4 protein-coding genes and 2 pseudogenes are annotated in these 6,876 nt (G+C 44.3%); all 6 read right to left on the bottom strand.

What is annotated here, in order from left to right:
• A partial coding sequence (locus AC1DUA_RS16900; protein WP_477500874.1) for an acyltransferase domain-containing protein occupies positions 1-1,066 on the bottom strand: 1,066 nt, incomplete at its 3' end.
• A 148-nt stretch (positions 1,067-1,214) separates the two neighbouring features.
• Positions 1,215-3,470 carry an ATP-binding cassette domain-containing protein gene (locus AC1DUA_RS16895; protein WP_477500873.1) on the bottom strand — a complete coding sequence of 752 codons (2,256 nt, stop codon included), beginning with the start codon at positions 3,468-3,470 and terminating at the stop codon, positions 1,215-1,217.
• A gap of 260 nt (positions 3,471-3,730) precedes the next feature.
• Positions 3,731-4,647 (bottom strand): annotated as a pseudogene (locus AC1DUA_RS16890) (hypothetical protein).
• A gap of 46 nt (positions 4,648-4,693) precedes the next feature.
• Positions 4,694-4,933 carry a helix-turn-helix domain-containing protein gene (locus AC1DUA_RS16885; protein ID WP_477500872.1) on the bottom strand — a complete coding sequence of 80 codons (240 nt, stop codon included), beginning with the start codon at positions 4,931-4,933 and terminating at the stop codon, positions 4,694-4,696.
• 9 nt (positions 4,934-4,942) lie between these two features.
• Positions 4,943-5,472: pseudogene (locus AC1DUA_RS16880) on the bottom strand (DUF2975 domain-containing protein).
• 179 nt (positions 5,473-5,651) lie between these two features.
• Positions 5,652-6,632 carry a hypothetical protein gene (locus AC1DUA_RS16875; RefSeq protein WP_477500871.1) on the bottom strand — a complete coding sequence of 327 codons (981 nt, stop codon included), beginning with the start codon at positions 6,630-6,632 and terminating at the stop codon, positions 5,652-5,654.
• Between the last annotated feature and the right edge of the window lie 244 nt (positions 6,633-6,876).

The following is a 6,876-nucleotide window of genomic DNA, read 5'->3' as shown; positions in this document are numbered from 1 at the left end:
CTTCCTCTACATAGCTAAGAACTTGTTTCCTTAATGATGTGTCGGGTTTAGCATCTTTTACCTCAGTCAATTCATTAAATACAAAATTCCATAGGAAGCGCACGGAACCTGCGGTTGGATACAGGTAGAACTGCTGCTGGAACTTGATGATATTGCTCGAAGACGGCAGCATCTCCCGAAGTTGCGGAGTAAAGAGCCACGTATGACAAACCATGCCTTTGTACTTGACCTCTGGAAAGTAGGTGGCATAAAATTCCTTGGCTTTTAAATAGGTCTCCTTGATAGATTCCATATTAAAAGCAGTGTCTCTAGGGATGTGGATTTCAAGCAAAGTATCATCCTTGTCTAGCACTTTCTCCCATTCATTTCTGTTAAGTTTTACTTTGTCCTGTAAGCCTTTGCCGATAGGAGTAATTGGGTGTCCAATGAAATACTCTTCCGTTTCCGCATACTCCGTCACAAAACCGTCAGTCGTCTTCTCTTTTTTACAAACACCTTGCATATCGCCGTTCGCTCTTAGTTYCATTCCTTCACCGCATAAAAGTATAAAGCGTTCGTCCTTCGCATTGTAAAAGCCTTTGACGACCCCGGAAAATTTAGTAGCTATAAACTGCATGCCGCTAATCCGAAACATTCTGGCTTCGAGATGTCTCCAGATCCAGCTGAAATTTCTAATGGCATAATAGCCCACTAAATTATAGGCATTTTGGACCCAGACACTGATATCCCTCAAGGTTTCTACAAATAACTCCTCACTCAGTCCCAGTTCAGCATACCTCTGCTCGGCGAGCGGCAGTCTTTGCAAGGCGGCATGGAGATACAACAGGGAAGCTTCATTCCCGAGGGTTTCTTCCACATAAGGATGAATGGATAGTGGTTCCCAAACCGTTGTCCAGTGTCCACTTTCAATAATATTTTTATAGAATTCCATATAAATATCTAAAAGTTTTTGATCCGTGTTCAATTTATTGGCGATCTCCACCAATATTTCGGTAGCCCCTTCAGGCATCAAAATTTTCTTGCAGTACTGCTGTGTTAAGTCTTTAGATAGTAACAAAAGTTCCATGAATGTACACCTCTCCTATTAAACAATTGCAAAATAAGCAGTGTTAGTATGTAGTTTTAGCTGTAACGGCAGATTCGTTGTTACAGCTATCAACTAACAAGTTTACAGCATATAAGAGGTCCCTCGCAATAAAATCTGGTGATGATTGTTAGTTCAAGTATTTCCCCGTGATCGAGTGTTCCGCATGGATGATCTGCTGAGGTGTTCCTTCGAACACCACGTGTCCGCCATTGCTGCCTCCGTCCGGCCCCATATCGATGATCCAATCCGCTTGGCTGATCACATCCAGATTGTGCTCGATGACGATCACCGTATTGCCGGCATCTACCAGACGGTTCATAATCCCCAGAAGATGACCGATATCCGACATATGTAGGCCAGTTGTAGGCTCGTCCATCACGTAGATGCTGCCTTTCTTATGGAGTTCGCTGGCTAGTTTGATACGCTGACATTCCCCGCCTGAGAGCGTGCTGAGCGGCTGACCGAGAGTAATATAGTTCAGCCCCACATCACTCATCGCCTGCAGCTTGCGTACTACCTCTTTAAGCTCAAAAAACGCCAATGCCTGTTCCACTGTCATCTCCAGCACATCCGCAATTGACTTGCCGTTCAGCTTGTAGGCAAGTACTTCTTCCTTGAACCGCTTGCCTCCGCACACCTCACAGGGCAGCTTCACGCTATCGAGGAAAGCAAGGTCTGTGTACACAACACCTAACCCCTGACAGTTCTCGCAAGCCCCTTTGGAGTTGAAGCTGAACAAACCCTGGTTGACCTTGTTCGCAGAAGCAAACGCCTTGCGTACATCATCCATAATCCCCGTGTAGGTTGCGGGATTCGAGCGGGTCGACACGCCAACGGCCGTTTGGTCGATGACGATGGCATCCGTATGCTCGCTGAGAAATATTTCGTTAATCAGCGTGCTCTTGCCCGAACCGGCAACCCCCGTAATGACAGTCAGCACGCCGGTTGGGATATTTACGGACACGTTGCGCAAGTTGTGCAACGTGGCATCCTTGATTGGCATCTGGCCAGATGGCTGCCTGCACTCGTCTTTCAGCAGGAGTGGCCGCTTCATATGCGTACCCGTCAGAGTACCTGATTCCAGCAGTCCTTGATAGCTTCCTACATACATAATCGTTCCGCCGCGGCTGCCAGCATGTGGGCCGACGTCAACGATATGATCAGCCAACTTGATCACATCAGGATCATGCTCCACGACAATCACGGTATTGCCTTTGTCGCGCAGCTTCTGGAGCAATTCATTCAGCCGGTGTACATCACGGGGGTGCAAGCCAACGCTTGGCTCATCGAAGATGTACGTGACATCCACCAGACTGCCGCTCAGGTGCTTCACCATCTTGACGCGCTGTGACTCACCGCCGGACAATGTGTCCGTCTCGCGATCCAGCGTCAAGTAGTCAAGTCCGATATCCACCAGATGCTGCAACCGCTCCGTGAGCGACTTGACGACTGGTGCGGCAATTGCCTCGTCAATCTCCCGAATGACGCGAATGAGCTGCCCGACCTCCATGGAAGAGAGATCGGCTATGTTGTGTCCATTGATTTGGCAATTGAGCGCAGCTTGACTAAGTCTAGCACCGTGGCAGCTATAGCAGGTCCCTTCTGAAATATACGGTGTCACAGCTTTCTGTGTACGCTCGGACATCGTCTTCAAGTCCCGCTTAATGTACTTATTAGTAAACTTCTCGAAGACACCTTCCACTGTAATATTGACTGCCTTGCCAGCGAATTGCATCTCTACTTTCCTAGCTTTACCGTACAGCAGTTGCTCCAGTTCCGCTTCCGAGTATTCGCTCAGCTTCTTGTCGGGATCGAAGGACCCCGTCTGGATGATCATCGACCAATCCATGCTGTTCACGGAATAATCCGGCAGCAGGATTGCTCCTTCATTCAGTGACTTAGACTTGTCCAATGCCTTGCTCACGTCAATGCCAAGCCTGCGGCCAATCCCATTGCACTCAGGACACATCCCCTGAGGATCGTTAAAAGAAAATAGGTTGGCTCCCCCAACATGGGGTTGACCCACTCTTGAGAAGAGAAGTCTGAGGATTGGCGAGATATCGGTAATTGTGCCCATCGTGGAGTGAGATCCGCCGCCTAGCCGCTTCTGATCAACAATTACAGCCATACTCAGGTTCTCTATCGCATCCGTATCCGGCTGAGGATAACGTGGGAGGAAATTGCGCACGAACAAGCTGAAATTCTCATTCAGCAATCGTGTGGATTCTGCGGCGATTGTATCGAAGACGATGGATGACTTGCCGGATCCCGATACCCCGGTGAATATCGAAATCTTTCGCTTGGGAATGCGCAAGGATACGTTCTTGAGATTGTTTTCCCTCGCTCCCGAGATAACGATGTACTCCTGGTTGAATTCGCTCATGCCTAACATCCTTCCTGTAGCAATATTTTCTACATATACTCACATTGTACCATTCTTCACTCTTTCAAAAACTGTAGCAAGGATTGCCTGCCATCTTTCATTATTTCTTTCGTAAATGATATGTTTAGTCATTAAAAGGATGAAAAGCAGTCTGCCGCGGCAAACTGCTTCTTGTTCCATATGTTTATGATTTTAATCATAAAGAACATTTGTTCTGTCGTCAATGAATTCTCATACATTTTTTGGATATAAAACCGCTACTAAAAAATCAAAGGAAAAGCAAATGCAACGAAGGCTGCCCACAATCCGTAGATCGGCAAATACTTAGTTACGGCATCCTGAATCGTTGAAGGTCCTGATTTTTTTTGTAGAAAACGCATATAGGAGATCATAATCCATATGAGATTAGCCCAGACAAGTAGGTTTACACCAAGTACAGCAATCCTGTTAGGTGTAATCCCATACGAAGAAAGCCTGAACACGATGGCTGATAAAGCCACACTGTCAATGATAAGCGCAAGGATAATTAGCGCAAAATTTATATAATCAGAAATATTCTTCTTCTCGTCTTTGCCACTCTCCGTAATGGAGAATATGGTGACGGCTAATACAGTAAGGAGTACACCGCTGAAGGATAAGAGGAAATCACGATCCATGAATGGATTTTTCCCGCCCCATTAAATTTAAGATAAGCTAGTCTTGTACTGCCTTTGCCAAATTCATTTCCTGTAAAAGCAAGCCCAACTAATACCCACAAGAAAATTGGAAGGTGTATATAAGCCAGGATTATACTGTCATTTTGTTCGAGCGGCAGCATATTAAGATAAATCGCTGAGATGATAAATAGCGCAGCAAGGATGTAAACAATCCTTTTTCGAGGGAAATTATTGTACATAAAATAAGCCGCAACAAAGGGAACTATGCCAAAAATAAGGTTCATGTGAGCTATTGATTGCTGTTCAGCAAACTGAAAAATTAACCGACTGACTAGCCCAGCCAGAATGGCCAAAATGCCCATGGAAATGAAATCTTTTTGGAACAACGATGATTTCTCTGTGTTCTTCGATTCCTTGAAGCTCAGCCTTTCAAACCAAATCGCAAGAACTTGCGAATCGGGTTGTAGTTCCCAGGCGTGCGAGAAAGAATTTCTGAAAGCTTCCGGATCTTTTCTAAACATGCGCTCCAATTCATGAGGGTTAGCCAAGTTTTTTATAATAAAATTGCTAATCTCCATGTTCGTCCTCCTCTTCCGTATCACCGGTATATTGATATTCCAAAATGTCGCCAGGCTGACAGTCCAAAGCCTTACAAATCGCTTCTAAAGTTGAGAATCGAATCGCTTTGGCTTTTCCATTCTTCAATATGGAGAGATTAGCCATTGTGATGCCAACCCGCTCCGTAAGTTCGGTTACGCTCATTTTCCTTTTGGCCAGCAGCACGTCAATATTAATAATAATCGCCACTCGATCACCTCAGACCGTCAAATCATTTTCAGATTTTATATCAATAGCCTCTTTCAAAAGCTTCTGGAGAACAGCTGCAAAAACGGCAATTACCAAGGAAGCAATAATCATGACCAACCCGATAACAATGATTCCTGGGGCATCGTCTTTCTCCGCTATGAGATAGAAAAGCGGCAAGCCAACCACGTACAGTCTTTCTCCGCTATGAGATAGAAAAGCGGCAAGCCAACCACGTACAAGCTACTGAATGAAATTGCGCAATATTTGATTATCTTTAAAGCTCGAACAGATAATTCTGAGAAAGCTTTGCTCTTGTCAATGTAGCCTAAAAGTTTAAAAGCTTGATACAGAGCAAAATAGAAGGGTATCGCCGTTGCATACAAATCCATCAAAACCAGATAATTCAAGTAACCATGATCAGGATATAATTCTACAGCATAACTCGCTATCTTTGGCACCAAAAATATGCACAATGCCAGCACTGGGATTCCAATCAGGATTAAAGCTACTTTCAAAAATAGTGTTGATCCTCGTTTCATACCATGCACCTCACTTCGTTATTTACGATTACAAATTTATCATATTATTTATCGTTTTACAATAAATAATTACCGATTATAACTAGATTTTTATCATTTTTCATAAATCATTTGTTAATAAATAGAAAAAGAGCATTCCTCATGACAAGGAAATGCTCTTCAGTACTTTATATTCACCATCACCCATAATTAGCCGTGTACACTTCCAGAATTTTGGCCTCCAGCGCTGCTCGATTCATTTGTTTAAGACCCATTTGAATAACGCGGAGGGCTTTCTCATTCAACTTGGCGCCATCCCCTATCATGTCCAGATCTCCTTCGTACTTCAGTCCAGCTTTGCTATCGATATCCACTTTCATTGAGCTATCATCAATAAATGCTGGCATTGATAAAATATGGATAATTTTCGCTGGTTTCTTCAGGGCCATTTTGTCTCTGTAACCAGTCGCTTCGGTTTTACTTTTCGTAATAAAGGAATGACCTTTACTCCATTTATTGTAAGTGGCGTTGGCAGCGACGTCTTCACGACCATGCGTACTGATTCCTGAACCTTTCCCTCCTTTACTTGCTTTAATGCCTCCTGCAAGAATATTATCGACATTTTCCTCAAAAGTCGCGTGATAGAAAATCGTCGCAGCTAACACCGCCTTAATCGCTAGCTCAATGGCTCCTCCAGGGTCAGCGATCGTATCGGATTGCTGGTTTTTTCTTGGGTTCAGGAATATAGCTTTGAACGGTTCTTTGTTTACTATGATTTCTGCCAGTTCTCTCTCGGTGTGTGACGTGTCGACGTAGATTCCCATATTCTCCCTAATTAGACCATCGTAATTCGGCATGTCATCTTTGCCTTCGCTTCGGTCCCGCATTTTCTTCCATAAGGCACTAAGTTTAACATGCGACCAGGTGACTTTGGTCTCATCATCAAGCGATCGTTGAATGACGGTCCCTTGAGCAGTTTGCGCTGTGATTCGTCTTTGAACCATATTGGCTACTGCTTGATTGCCAATCGTACGTTGCAGCTGCATCATTTGCGATACATTCGCCATGGATTTCGTGTCATAGCTTGGTTGATCGGTAGTTGTTGTAGCATCCATGGATTTGTTAGTAGGACTAGACATACTTGTTTGCCGCGCCAAATGTTGACTTCCCGCTGAACTCATTATTCAACCCCTTTTCCAAATAAAGGTACCATTATATAGAAAATTATACCTCATACTACTGGAATTTGGGACGCTAATCATAAATTCTCTCACTTCCACATACAAAACGCCGTTTGAGATTGGGTTGGCGAGCGGCGTTATCATATTGGTCCATTGGACGAATTCCAATGGACACTGTGATTTGAAGGCTCGATTAACGATTATATTGGATGAAATCCAATGAGATCAGTTAATCGTGGTGCTA

This window comes from Paenibacillus sp. 01T422, assembly GCF_056398785.1.
Note: the sequence above shows the minus strand (reverse complement) of the source record. Positions and strands in the feature narration are given on the sequence as shown.